This is a genomic window from Virgibacillus proomii, assembly GCF_018916875.1.
Lineage (GTDB): Bacteria > Bacillota > Bacilli > Bacillales > Amphibacillaceae > Virgibacillus > Virgibacillus proomii_B.
In genome coordinates this window covers 38,283-50,740 of the sequence record NZ_JAHLNO010000024.1, presented here as the reverse complement: position 1 = coordinate 50,740, position 12,458 = coordinate 38,283, and the positions used below count along the sequence as shown (strand labels likewise).

Annotated in this window: 11 protein-coding genes; all 11 read left to right on the top strand. The window is 36.3% G+C overall.

Annotation, left to right across the window (positions count from 1 at the left end):
* The first annotated feature begins 157 nt into the window (after positions 1 to 157).
* Positions 158 to 883 carry a GntR family transcriptional regulator gene (locus KQI21_RS13160; RefSeq protein WP_216484633.1) on the top strand — a complete coding sequence of 242 codons (726 nt, stop codon included), beginning with the start codon at positions 158 to 160 and terminating at the stop codon, positions 881 to 883.
* 135 nt (positions 884 to 1,018) lie between these two features.
* Entirely contained in the window at positions 1,019 to 2,125 is a 1,107-nt protein-coding gene (locus tag KQI21_RS13155; RefSeq protein WP_216484632.1) for a BMP family lipoprotein, read from the top strand.
* A gap of 323 nt (positions 2,126 to 2,448) precedes the next feature.
* Complete coding sequence (locus KQI21_RS13150) at positions 2,449 to 3,978, top strand: ABC transporter ATP-binding protein (protein ID WP_216484631.1); 1,530 nt, start codon at positions 2,449 to 2,451, stop codon at positions 3,976 to 3,978.
* Positions 3,975 to 5,024 (top strand): ABC transporter permease, encoded by a 1,050-nt coding sequence (locus KQI21_RS13145; RefSeq protein WP_216484630.1) that lies wholly within the window; start codon positions 3,975 to 3,977, stop codon positions 5,022 to 5,024. The genes KQI21_RS13150 and KQI21_RS13145 overlap by 4 nt, the downstream gene beginning before the upstream one ends.
* Entirely contained in the window at positions 5,021 to 5,980 is a 960-nt protein-coding gene (locus KQI21_RS13140) for an ABC transporter permease (RefSeq protein ID WP_216484629.1), read from the top strand. Before KQI21_RS13145 ends, KQI21_RS13140 begins: the two co-directional genes overlap by 4 nt.
* A 288-nt stretch (positions 5,981 to 6,268) precedes the next feature.
* Positions 6,269 to 7,564: an EF-P 5-aminopentanol modification-associated protein YfmF gene (gene yfmF / locus KQI21_RS13135; RefSeq protein ID WP_216484628.1), complete on the top strand. Its 1,296-nt coding sequence runs from the start codon at positions 6,269 to 6,271 to the stop codon at positions 7,562 to 7,564.
* Positions 7,557 to 8,840 (top strand): EF-P 5-aminopentanol modification-associated protein YfmH, encoded by a 1,284-nt coding sequence (yfmH, locus tag KQI21_RS13130; protein ID WP_216484627.1) that lies wholly within the window; start codon positions 7,557 to 7,559, stop codon positions 8,838 to 8,840. The genes yfmF and yfmH overlap by 8 nt, the downstream gene beginning before the upstream one ends.
* Before the next feature lie 9 nt (positions 8,841 to 8,849).
* Positions 8,850 to 9,563, top strand: coding sequence for an elongation factor P 5-aminopentanone reductase (gene ymfI, locus KQI21_RS13125; protein ID WP_216484626.1), 714 nt, complete (start codon positions 8,850 to 8,852; stop codon positions 9,561 to 9,563).
* Positions 9,564 to 9,641: 78 nt separating this feature from the next.
* Positions 9,642 to 9,902 (top strand): DUF3243 domain-containing protein, encoded by a 261-nt coding sequence (locus tag KQI21_RS13120; RefSeq protein ID WP_077320481.1) that lies wholly within the window; start codon positions 9,642 to 9,644, stop codon positions 9,900 to 9,902.
* A gap of 802 nt (positions 9,903 to 10,704) precedes the next feature.
* Complete coding sequence (locus KQI21_RS13115; protein ID WP_216484625.1) at positions 10,705 to 11,496, top strand: DUF3388 domain-containing protein; 792 nt, start codon at positions 10,705 to 10,707, stop codon at positions 11,494 to 11,496.
* A 17-nt stretch (positions 11,497 to 11,513) separates the two neighbouring features.
* Positions 11,514 to 12,419, top strand: coding sequence for a helix-turn-helix domain-containing protein (locus tag KQI21_RS13110; RefSeq protein WP_216484624.1), 906 nt, complete (start codon positions 11,514 to 11,516; stop codon positions 12,417 to 12,419).
* The last annotated feature ends 39 nt before the right edge of the window (positions 12,420 to 12,458 follow it).

The following is a 12,458-nucleotide window of genomic DNA, read 5'->3' as shown; positions in this document are numbered from 1 at the left end:
TATGTCGATTATTATCAAAATAAAAGAACGGATTTCGAAATTTGTACGCTAGCTATTTATTTATGCATCAATCCATGCTATGATAAAGATAATAAAGCTGTTATACGTCAGAGGTCAGATTACTGTCTGCAACAATAGGGCGTTGGAGGGATAAATTTTGTCGATTAAAAGTGATTCGAGGCATTTATACTTACAAGTAATTGATCGGATAAAAAAAGATATTGAAAATGGAGTATATAAAGAGAACGAAAAGCTTCCCTCTGAATTTCAGCTTGCAAAGCTGCTAGGAGTATCTCGAGCAACATTACGTGAAGCGCTCCGCATTTTAGAGGAAGATAATATTGTTACTAGAAGACACGGTGTTGGTACATTTGTAAATCCCAAACCTGTTTTTTCATCAGGAATCGAACAGCTTACAAGTGTTACATACATGATTGAACAATCAGGAAAAAAAGCTGGTACAAAATACTTGTTTACAGATATTCAAGAAGCCTCTGATAAAGATAAAAGCAAGTTTGCGTCAAGGGTAGTAGATAAATTAGTGAATATTGAACGCGTTCGGACCGCCGATGGGGAACCTGTTGTTTTTTGTATCGATAAAATTCCGGAAGATGTCATTCCTATTGATCGCGTACATCAGGCAGATTCTTTTTTTAAGCTAATGGAGGATTATGCGAATAAACGTGTAGCGTATGCAGTTACTTACATTGAGCCACTTGGCTATCATGAACGGATTTATACTATTTTAAATTGTCGCCCTGATCAACCGCTTTTATTATTAAAGCAAATGCACTATACAGATGAAGATGAAGCGGTTTTATACTCAGCTAACTATTTTCGTTCCGACATGTTTCGTTTCCATGTTTTACGAAAGCGCACGTAAAACATGAAAACATGTTAGCAATAAAATGAAATCGCTTACCTTGGCTATTGTTTTAGGAGGTGATGAAGCGGAAATTAGATTTTGATGTTCGGATTTTCATTAAAGTAGCCTAATTATTTAAAGGGGGTTATTCTTTTGCAAAAGTCAAAGCATATTTTAGTGTTAGTTTTAGTTCTGAGCTTGGGGGTTATATTAGTAGCCTGCGGTAGCTCAGGGACTAATAAATCAAATAATGATAAAAGCGATGAAGCAGGTGGCGACGATAAGTCAAAAGATTATTCCGTTGCCTTAGTTACAGATGAGGGCGGAGTAGATGACAAATCGTTTAACCAATCCGCTTGGGAAGGATTGCAAGCGTGGGGTAAAGAACAAGGCCTATCTAAGGGAAAGGGCTTTGATTATGCACAGTCAGATAATGAGTCCGATTATTTACCTAACCTTACTCGGTTAACAAAAGATGGTTATGATTTAATTTTTGGTGTAGGTTTCTTACTGCAAGATTCTGTATCCAAGGTTGCTAAACAAAATCCGGATACTAATTATGCGATTGTTGATACTGTTGTTGAAGCACCGAATGTAGCGAGCATCACTTTTGCTGAACATGAAGGGTCTTTTTTAGCGGGAGTTGCAGCTGCTATGAAAACGAAAACCGATAAACTTGGTTTTGTTGGTGGAGTTGATTCGGAACTGATTAACAAGTTTGAAGTTGGCTTTGTCGCTGGTGCAAAATCTGTTAATCCTAATATAAACATTGATATTCAATATGTAGGTAACTTTAGTTCAGCCGCTGATGGCAAGCTTATTGCTACAAGAATGTATAAAGACGGAGCGGATATTATTTATCATGCTGCAGGGGCAGCAGGAAATGGTGTGTTTGCCCAAGCAAAAGATTTGAAAAAAAATGCACCTGAAAGAGAAATCTGGGTCATTGGCGTCGATCGTGATCAGCATGATGAAGGAAAAATTGGTGAACATAATGTTGCACTTACATCTATGGTAAAACGCGTTGATTTATCAGTTCAAGAAGTAAGTAAACTTGGTATTGAAGGTGATTTCCCAGGGGGAAAGATTCTGGAATTCGGCTTAGAAGATGACGGGGTATTCCTTGCCTCCACAAATGAAGATGCTTACCCGGAAGAAATTAAAGTAAAAGTAGAGGAATGGAAAGAAAAAATTGTCAATGGTGATATAGAAGTTCCGAAAACGCGTGATGAATTAAAGAAATTTGAAGAATCATTATAAAAATTTTCACAAGAGGTAAATGGCTGGTAATGACTATTTGTCCATGCACCACCCATTACTTCATCACAAAATAGAAGGTCAGCTCGTTTGTATAACTGTTTACTACAACATGATTGAATTAAACTAAGAGTTTTAACTTCAGTAACTATAAAGAGAATATACCCAATCTTTTTCTTATCTTTTCTATAAAAGAGGCTGGAAATAGCCAGTCTCTTTTTCCATAAGTGCTACGGATCAGCGAAAGCAAGGCTAACTCACTTAAAAACCTGTAATCGATGTAACCTAAAATTTGCTTTCGGCAGCAAAGGAGTTGATGATAATTTATGGATTATGTAATAGAGATGCTGCATATTCGTAAAGAATTTCCTGGGGTAGTTGCAAATGATGATATCACTATTCAGTTGAGAAAAGGTGAAATCCATGCCTTATTAGGTGAAAATGGTGCTGGAAAATCGACATTAATGAACGTATTGTTTGGACTCTATCAGCCAGAGCAAGGAGAGATTCGTGTAAAAGGGAAAGAAGTTAATATCACCAACCCAAATGTAGCTAATGACTTAGGTATTGGGATGGTGCACCAGCATTTTATGTTAGTGGAGACGTTTACGGTTACGCAAAATATTATTCTTGGAAATGAACCGACGAAACATGGTCGGGTTAATATTAAGGAAGCTGAAGAAGAAGTTCAAAAATTATCAGACAAATATGGATTACGAGTAGATGCAACCGCAAAAATCAGTGATATTTCCGTTGGTATGCAACAGCGTGCTGAAATATTAAAAACACTCTATCGTGGGGCGGAAGTACTCATCTTTGATGAGCCGACTGCTGTATTAACTCCTCAAGAAATTACTGAACTTATGGAAATTTTTAAAACTTTAATTGCAGAAGGAAAATCGATTATTCTGATAACACATAAATTAAAAGAAATTATGCAAATATGCGATCGTTGTACTGTAATTCGTAAAGGTAAAGGTATTGGCACGGTTAATGTAGCCGATACAAATGTGAAGGAACTAGCATCCTTAATGGTAGGTAGAGACATCTCGTTTCAAGTTGATAAACAACCTGCTAAACCAAAGCAAACGGTACTGGAAATAAATGATCTAGTTGTTAAGGATAGTAGAAAGATAGATAGGCTAAAGGGATTAGATTTATCTGTCCGCGCTGGAGAAATCGTCGGAATTGCAGGGGTTGACGGAAATGGTCAATCTGAATTAATTGAAACAATTACTGGGTTAAGAAAAGCAAATACAGGAAAAATTCTCTTGAATAATAAAGATATAACCAATCTATCTCCTCGAAAAGTAACAGAAAGTGGGATAGGACATATTCCACAAGATAGACATAAATATGGTCTTGTTCTCGACTATTCGATCGGTGAGAACATAGTATTACAAACGTATTATAAACGACCATTTTCTAAATATAAAATTTTAAATTATAAGCAAATTTTTAGTAAAGCTGAACAATTAATTGCTGAATATGATGTGAGAACACCAAGTGTATATACGAAAGCACGTGCACTGTCCGGTGGAAATCAACAAAAAGCAATTATCGCCAGGGAAATTGATCGCTCTCCTGATTTATTAATCGCTGCCCAGCCGACTAGAGGTCTTGATGTTGGTGCCATTGAATTTATCCATCGAAAACTCATTGAAGAACGCGATAAAGGGAAAGCAATTTTATTAATATCATTTGAATTAGATGAAATTTTAGATGTAAGCGATCGAATTGCGGTTATTTATGACGGGAAAATTGTTGCTGATATAAAGCCTGAGGAGACAAATGAACAGCATTTAGGTCTCTTGATGGCTGGAAGTGGACATGAAAAGGTAGGCGAGAGCTCATGATGACAAATAAATGGTTTAATATTCTTGTTCCGATTTTCTCTGTCTTTACCGGACTTTTATCAGGAGCAATTATTATGCTGTTATTTGGTTATAATCCGATACAAGGCTATATCGCATTATTCCAAGGCGCGTTTGGCGATCCCTATTTTTTTGGTGAAACAATCCGCCAGACTACCCCATATATTTTAACCGGTTTAGCCATTGCTTTTGCTTTTCGAGCAGGACTATTTAATATTGGAGCAGAAGGACAAGTAATTGTTGGTTGGCTTGCTGCAGTATGGATTGGTACAACCGTGGACGCTCCCATGTATATTCATCTTCCTTTAGCTTTATTAGTAGCTGCATTAGCTGGAGCGTTATGGGGATTCATTCCTGGTTTGTTGAAAGCTAGCTTGGGAGTGCATGAAGTAATTGTGACAATTATGCTGAATTATGTTGCTTTATATAGTACTAATGCTATTATACGTAATGTGTTAACAGAGAGTGCAGACAAAACAGACATGATTGCACCTACAGCCTCACTGGCATCTGCTTGGTTAGAAAATTTAACCTATTTTTCCCGTATGCATTATGGGATTTTTCTTGCGGTCATTGCAGCAGTTGTCATGTGGTTTATCATCGATCGAACCAATCTTGGCTTTGAGTTAAAAGCGGTTGGTTATAACCGCTATGCTTCTAAATACGCAGGAATGAGTGTGAAGCGGAATATCATTTTAACTATGATCATCTCGGGAGCCTTTGCCGGCTTAGCTGGTTCTATGGAAGGCTTAGGAACGTATGGAAATATGACTGTTAGCTCTGGCTTTTCTAATCTTGGTTTTGACGGAATTGCAGTGGCTTTATTGGGAGCAAATAATGCAATAGGAGTTATATTAGCGGCACTTTTATTTGGTGCTCTTAAGGTTGGAGCTTTAAATATGCCTACTCAAGCCGGCGTTCCCAATGAACTAGTGGATATTATTATCGCGCTGATCATTTTCTTTGTTGCATCAAGCTATCTCATTCGTTGGATTATACTTCGCTTTAAAGGGAGGGGAAATAAATGAGTTTTATTGAATTATTACAATCCATTATCCCAACCGCACTTTTTTATTCAGCACCACTCATTTTTACAGCTCTTGGCGGTGTATTTAGCGAACGATCTGGAGTGGTTAATATTGGTCTTGAAGGATTAATGGTCATGGGTGCTTTTGTTGGCATTGTGTTTAACCTTACCTTTGCTGAAGTATTTGGTGCATGGACCCCTTGGGTATCGATTATCGTTGCAATGTTTGTTTCTGCGCTTTTTTCTGTTATCCATGCAGTAGCTTCCGTATCTCTTTATGCAGACCAGGTCGTAAGCGGAGTAGCAATTAACTTTTTAGCATTAGGACTTGGTGTATTTTTAACAAAGCAATGGTATGATAAAGGTCAAACCGATATGGTCACACAACCATTTTTTACAACGGATATTCCAATATTAGCAGATATTCCAATTATTGGGGAGATATTCTTTAAAGGAATTTATACTATCTCATATATTGCGATTATCTTCGCATTTATTGCATGGTATATTTTATATAAAACGCCATTCGGGTTACGACTGCGTGCAGTAGGGGAGCATCCAATGGCAGCAGATACGAACGGAATCAATGTATATCGCCTGCGTTATATTGCAGTAATTATTTCTGGTGCAATGGGAGGTTTAGGCGGGTCTGTATTTGCCTTAACGATCGCTTTAAACTTTTCCCATGCAACCATTGTTGGTCAAGGATTTATGGCGTTAGCAGCTGTTATTTTTGGGAAATGGCATCCTTTAGGCGCAATGGGAGCAGCTTTATTCTTTGGTTTTGCTCAAAGTTTAAGTGTGATCGGTGCAGGGATTCCGTTATTAGCTGACGTACCGCAAGTATTCTTGCTTATCGCTCCATACGTATTAACAATATTAGCGCTAGCTGGATTTATCGGTCGTGCAGAAGCACCAAAAGCGAATGGTGTACCTTATATGAAAGGTAGTCGATGATCAGTAACAAAAGTGCAAGCGCCTTAGTCAGCCTAACAAGCACTGAAACTCCAAGAAGGAGACTGCCTACGTTGTAGAGGAGTGAAGTGATCTTGAGGGGTAAAGCGATGAATATAGATATTTTAAAAAATTTATCCATCATGGAAAAAATTCCATAATTTTCTAAGAGTAAAAAAATTGGTTTGCGTGTAAAAGTCGCAAGTCAGTTTTTTTTGCTTTATAATGGATGACGAATGGAGAAATAGTGAAGAATAGACAAAAGCATTGAATTGAAAAAGGAGGATTCGAATGGAGAAAATAACTGAAACAATAAAACAAACAAATGGATACTATTTTCATTATATTCCTACTAAAAAGTATAAAACGGTTACGGTAGTGGTGAAGTTAAAGGCACCTTTAGAAAAAAAAACGATAACGAAACGAGCGCTTCTTCCATATGTTTTAAGGCAAGGAACAAAGCGATATCCGACAAAGCAGGAGTTTCAACTGAAATTAGATGAACTGTATGGTGCATCCATATCTTTAGATGGTGCGAAAAAAGGAGAGAACCATATTATTAGTTTGCGTTTGGAAATTGCAAATCAGAAGTTTTTGCAGGACAACCCGCCAATATTAATTCAAGGATTAAACTTACTGCATGATGTACTATTTGACCCAAATAGTGATGACAATCAATTTGCACCAAGCGTTTTTAATCGAGAAAAGGAAACATTGAAACAAAAAATCCTTGCTTTAAAAGATGACAAAATGAGTTATGCAAACATGCGCTTAATTGATGAAATGTGCAAAGGGGAAGCTTATCAGCTACATGTACATGGATATATGGATGAGTTGGAAACGATCACTTCGAAAAGCTTATACGCTTATTACCAACAAATGATTCGTGAAGATCGAATGGATGTCTATATACAAGGTGATTTACCGTTAAATAGAATGGAAGAAATAGTAACATCTATTTTCGAGCTCACGCCAAGTGCAAGCCGCAATCAAAATCATCAAGAAGCTAGTCGTTCAATAGTAGAGAAGTCACCAAAGCAAGTGATTGAAACAGATCAGATTCAACAAGCAAAGCTACATATTGGTTATCGAACAAATGTAACGTTCGATCAGCCGGAATATTATGCGCTGCACGTATTCAATGGCATCTTTGGCGGATTTCCAAGCTCAAAGTTGTTTAAGAATGTTAGAGAAAAAAATAGTCTTGCTTATTATGCTGCTTCTCGACTTGAAAGCCATAAAGGGTTATTACTTGTATTTAGCGGCATTGCTCCAAAAGATTTTGAAAAGGCAAGGGATATTATAAAAAATCAAATGACTGCAATGAAACAGGGTGATTTTACTAGTCATCAGATAGAAGAAGCTAAAGCACAAATTACTAACCAATTACTGGAAACATTAGATCATCCACAAGGAACGATAGAGTTTTTATATCAACAGATATTAGCTGATAAACGAATAAACCCGATCGACTTTATTGAGCGGATAAAGCAAGTAACAAAGGAAGAAGTTGTTGCTGTTAGTAAAAAACTACAAGAAGATACGACATATTTATTAACGTCGGAGAAAGGAGATTCCCATGAATAAACGTACGTATCAAGATATCGGGGAGACATTATATACGGAAAAACTGGATAATGGACTTACAGTTTGTCTCTTACCAAAGCAAGAAATGGCCAAGACACATGCACTGTTTACAACGAACTATGGCTCTATTGATTTACATTTCACACCAATTGGAAAAGATGAAGCAGTGACTGTACCTGAAGGTGTTGCTCACTTTTTAGAGCATAAATTATTTGAAAGTGAGCAAGGAGATGTTTTTTATGACTTCTCGAAACAAGGTGCTTCTGCCAATGCATATACATCATTTACCAAAACAGCTTATTTGTTTACAGCTACAGATCATATTGAAAAAAATGTGGAAACACTGATTGATTTTGTACAGGACCCTTATTTTACCGAAGAATCTGTAGAAAAGGAAAAAGGGATTATTGCTCAAGAAATCAAAATGTATGATGATCAGCCAGAGTGGCAAGCGTTTATGGGAACGATCAAAGCAATGTTCCAAAACCACCCGATAAATGTTGATATTGCTGGTACCGTTGAGTCCATTTATCAAATTACAAAGGATGATTTATATACATGCTATCATACATTTTATCATCCGGAAAATATGATTTTATTTGTTACCGGGAATTTTAACCCTAAACAAATGATGGAATTAATTAAAGCAAATCAGGCCAAAAAGAAGTTTGACCGAATGGAGCAATTACACAGAGAGTTTCCTGAAGAACCTAAAAAAGTGGCTATGAAAGAAAAACAAATAACGATGCCTGTATCCATTCCGAAATGTACGGTTGGTATTAAAGGTGCTTTCAGCGAAAATTCACCTGACTTGATTTTGAAAAATGATCTATTGCAAGATATGTTAATGGATTATTATTTTTCAAAAGGCGGTCCGTATTATCAAGAATTGTATAATAAACAACTCATTGATGATAGCTTTTTCTATGAGACCAATATCGATCGTGATTTTGGCTATGTTTTAATTGGCAGCAATACAAAAAACCCGCAGGAATTTGCCAAAAGACTAAAGGAAATGCTGCTTCAGATTCAAGAGGGAGAATTAAGTGAAGTAACATTCCAACGCATCAAAAAGAAAAAGATCGGACAACTATTACGTATGATGAATCGCTTGGAAACAATAGCTAACTCCTATACCCATTATTACTTACTGGGTATTGACTTCTTCCAGCTATTACCTACTGTCAGAGCTCTTACGTTACAAGATGCCAAACAATTTATGGAAAAGTGGATAGCTGATGAGCGATTAGCGGTATGCACCATAGCAACGGAGTAATGAAAGATAATGGGGAAAAATATCTTAATTGTTGGTGCAAGCGGTGATATTGGGATAGCAATAGCTCGGCAATTACTGCAAGCAGGCCATCAGTTATTGCTTCATTATCATACGAATAATCAAGTAATCAACGAACTTTGTAAAGAGCATGGGGAGGCCATTTTGGCTATTTATCAAGCGGATTTAAGCAACGAGCAAGACTGTAAACGATTTTTGAAAATGCTCGAAATATCAATAGATGGGATTGTTTTTGCTAGCGGTAAAGCTTACTATGGGCTATTTCAGGAAACTTCAGAAACTACAATGAATGAAATGATTCAGCTATATGTAAAATCGCCCTGGTTAATTACAAAGCAACTTCTGCCAAAAATGATTTCCAAACAAGCAGGAACGATTCTATTTATTACGTCAATATGGGGAGAGCAAGGAGCAAGTAATGAAGTTGTATATTCGGCTGTAAAAGGTGCGCAAAACAGCTTTGTAAAAGCGCTGGCAAAAGAGGTAGCTCCATCAGGGATTTCCGTAAATGCGATAAGTCCGGGATTTATTGACACAAAAATGAACGGTCATTTATGCGAGAAAGAAAGAGAGGCCATTTTTAAAGAGATTCCCCAAAATAGAGCGGGAACTCCAGATGATATTGCTCATACGGCAAGGTTTTTATTTTCTGATGAGAGCAGCTATATTCAAGGAGCAATTATTGATATTACAGGCGGGTGGTAATTTTACTCCTTCTAATATGCATAAACTAGAAAATAACTCAAATACTAGGTGTGTATAAACTAGAAGGAGGAAAAGTAAATGTCTGTTTTGGACAATTTTGATTCATGGAAAAGCTTTTTAGCAAATAAGTTAAACCAAGCTCAGCAACAAGGTATGAGTAATCAAACCATTCAAAATGTAGCTCATGAAGTTGGTGATTACCTATCTAAAAATGTTGATGCAAAAAATAAAGAAGAAGCAGTATTGCGTGATTTATGGAATTCTGCATCTGAACAAGAGCAACAAGCTATTGCCAATGCAATGGTTAAATTCGTCCAAAGTCAAGGTAATCAGCAGTAATAAAGAAACAAGTTCTGTGGATATATACTTACCTGCATTAAGCCCACTAAATTGTATACCACATTCTTCCGACATTCATATTCGGGTAGAATTTCCATTTTCCCTGTCTCGTTCAAGGTTTAGGAACGATCGTACCCTGATTGTCGGTTGTGTAATGCATTACTTCTGGTTATTTCTCTTTGGAATTATTATTCTTCACAAATATCGATAAATAATTGTGAATTAAGAAAAGGAAGCTGTTTCGTTATTTGAACGGCTTCTTTTTGTGTTCTACTATAGGAAAGTATAAAACTTTATGGTTTATAGTATAAGAAAAACGATAGCTTTCGCCATAAAGACTTGGCGACAAGCCAAGTTTTTCTAATGATCCAGGAAATTATATCTCCAGCATTGTGAATATAAAAATAGATTGTTCTATTTTTATATTTCTTTTAAGTCTGTGAACATGCATGGGAATTTTTACTGACTTTTGCAACATTCTTTTTCCACGTAAAAAGCAGAAATTTTAATATAGAGGTCGCTTGGCGTTTAAAAAATGATTAGGTGTTTAATTTTATGTAATGGAAGCAATCACTTATAAATTGTTTTTTATACATGATTTTCTTTTTATATTTGCTTTATTTTGCTAAAATAGGGTATATATATGATATAGAAGATAACTATTTTCATTTAATTATTCCCTAATCTCTTTTCACTTAAGGAAAAATCCTTTATTATATAATTAGATAGTATGAAGAAATGTCCTAAGGCTCATATGGGATATGTAGTAATCTTTGGTTAATTTTTGACAAAGGGGTATCATATGGAAAAAACAGAGTGGTATCTGGAATATGAAATTAAAATTAATCGCCCTGGTTTGCTTGGCGATATATCTTCCTTGCTTGGTATGCTATCCATCAATATTATCATGATAAATGGGTTGGAAAATTATCGGCGAGGAATGCTGCTCCTTTCTAAATATGATGAAAATATTTTACGTTTAAAATCTATTTTAAAAACAATGGATACCATTAGGGTTATTAAGCTGCGCCAACCTAAACTTCGTGATAAATTAGCTGTTCGTCATGGCAGGTATATACATCGGGATGTAGATGACCATAAAACCGTTCGTTTCAATCGCGATGATCTTGGCTTGCTTGTAGACTTTATGGCAGAGTTATTTAAAACAGATGGACATAAATTGATTGGAATTCGCGGCATGCCTAGAGTAGGAAAAACAGAATCGGTAGTTGCTGCAAGTGTATGTGCTAATAAACGGTGGCTATTTGTATCCAGCACACTTTTAAAACAAACTGTACGCAATAAGCTAATTGAAGGAGAGTACAATCCAGATAATGTTTATATTATCGATGGTATTGTATCGACACGTCGTGCAAATGAACAGCATTGGCAACTTATTCGAGAAGTTATGCGACTCCCCTCAATTAAAGTTGTGGAGCATCCAGATATATTTGTCCAAATGACGGAATATGAAATAACTGATTTTGATTATATTATTGAATTACGTAATCATGAGGATGAAGAAATTACATATGAACCTGTTGAGCCACAGCAGTTTAAACAAGAAAACGGAACATCAATGTTTGATTTTTAAAATGGATGGTGTTGGATATGCAGATTGGAGAAAGATTAAAAGAAGCAAGAGAGGCGAAGAACCTCTCTTTAGAAGAATTACAAGAAATGACAAAAATTCAAAAAAGATATTTACAAGCAATTGAAGAAGGAAATTTGCAAATCCTTCCTGGCAAGTTTTATGCTCGTGCATTTATGAAAGAATATGCGAATGCCGTTGGATTAGATCCTGATGAACTATTAGAGGAACATAAAGAAGAAGTACCAAAGACGGAAGAGCCTAACGAAGAGCAGTACTCGCGTATGCAGCGTTCTCGTAAAAGCCAAACTGAAAAAAGCTCATCCAACTTTTCTTTATTTCCAACCATTATTGTTGTTTTACTTATTATCGGGATCATTGCTGTAGCTATTTTCTTTATTTCCCAAAATATGTCGGGTACAGGCAGTGAAGAGCCGGTAAAAAATGAAAATAGTAGTAATGATATCATCATTAAAGATGATAATGAAGACAATGAGGCTGCGGCGGATACAGATACTGATGATAGTGAAAAGTCGGATGATCAAGATAAGGCTGATGACAAAGATAAAGACAAAGATAAAGAAGCTGAATTTAATGTTATTGAAAAAGGAACCGGCAGTACGCCTGAGTCGACTGTAGAATTCACATACACGGGAGAAGAAGTAACAGCTAAATTAGAAGCGACTGGAGATACATGGCTGGGCGTTAGAGCAGATAATGGGGAAGAACTATTTGCCGAGAATATGTTTAATCAAGATCAATCTCCATTAGAAATTGATTTAAGTGGTAAAGAGCGCGTCTTTTTCAAGATCGGTAATGCTTCTGTCTTAACCATCACCATTAATGGTGTAGAGATGGAATACCCAGTAGATGCAAGCAATGTAAGACAAAATATATGGATTGAATTGAAACAAGAAGCTGAATAAATGTTTATAAACCCTTCCTTTCAACTTTTGGGGAAGGGT

Coding starts and splice junctions, on each gene's coding strand:
- KQI21_RS13150 (WP_216484631.1), top strand. CDS start 2,449: ATGGATTATGTAATAGAGATGCTGCATATTCGTAAAGAATTTCCTGGG.
- KQI21_RS13145 (WP_216484630.1), top strand. CDS start 3,975: ATGATGACAAATAAATGGTTTAATATTCTTGTTCCGATTTTCTCTGTC.
- KQI21_RS13140 (WP_216484629.1), top strand. CDS start 5,021: ATGAGTTTTATTGAATTATTACAATCCATTATCCCAACCGCACTTTTT.
- yfmF (WP_216484628.1), top strand. CDS start 6,269: ATGGAGAAAATAACTGAAACAATAAAACAAACAAATGGATACTATTTT.
- yfmH (WP_216484627.1), top strand. CDS start 7,557: ATGAATAAACGTACGTATCAAGATATCGGGGAGACATTATATACGGAA.
- ymfI (WP_216484626.1), top strand. CDS start 8,850: ATGGGGAAAAATATCTTAATTGTTGGTGCAAGCGGTGATATTGGGATA.
- KQI21_RS13120 (WP_077320481.1), top strand. CDS start 9,642: ATGTCTGTTTTGGACAATTTTGATTCATGGAAAAGCTTTTTAGCAAAT.
- KQI21_RS13115 (WP_216484625.1), top strand. CDS start 10,705: ATGGAAAAAACAGAGTGGTATCTGGAATATGAAATTAAAATTAATCGC.
- KQI21_RS13110 (WP_216484624.1), top strand. CDS start 11,514: ATGCAGATTGGAGAAAGATTAAAAGAAGCAAGAGAGGCGAAGAACCTC.